Origin of the sequence: Faecalicatena fissicatena (assembly GCF_016900595.1) — a bacterium.
Taxonomy (GTDB): domain Bacteria; phylum Bacillota; class Clostridia; order Lachnospirales; family Lachnospiraceae; genus Claveliimonas; species Claveliimonas intestinigallinarum.
This window is the reverse complement of sequence record NZ_JACLYY010000044.1, coordinates 1-262: the sequence shown is the minus strand read 5'-3', so window position 1 is coordinate 262 and position 262 is coordinate 1. Positions and strand designations below refer to the sequence as shown.

Annotated in this window: 1 protein-coding gene; it reads right to left on the bottom strand. The window is 49.6% G+C overall.

The genetic code is table 11. From position 1 onward, the window contains the following. On the bottom strand, positions 1-262 hold a 262-nt coding region (locus H7U36_RS15065), incomplete at both ends, for an IS110 family transposase (RefSeq protein WP_205156432.1).

The window sequence follows — 262 nt, the reverse complement described above, 5'->3', positions numbered from 1 at the left end:
GTTTTTCATGGCAGTTTTCTGGTCCATATAGAAACCGAACTGCCGGTTCATTGTTTTGAGTTGGCTGCGTGTTTTATCCATGCTTCCATATTGCTTCAGTTTTGCCCAGCGGTCAAGAGCATAACGGGCGATTTTTTTGGAATCGGCCTTATCCGTCTTGGGCGTACGGAGAGAGTCGTCACCGAAATCCCTGATCAGGATGGGATTGACAGCGCTGACAAAGATGCCGGCGTCAGAGAGCCAGTTGGCAACCGGTTCATAG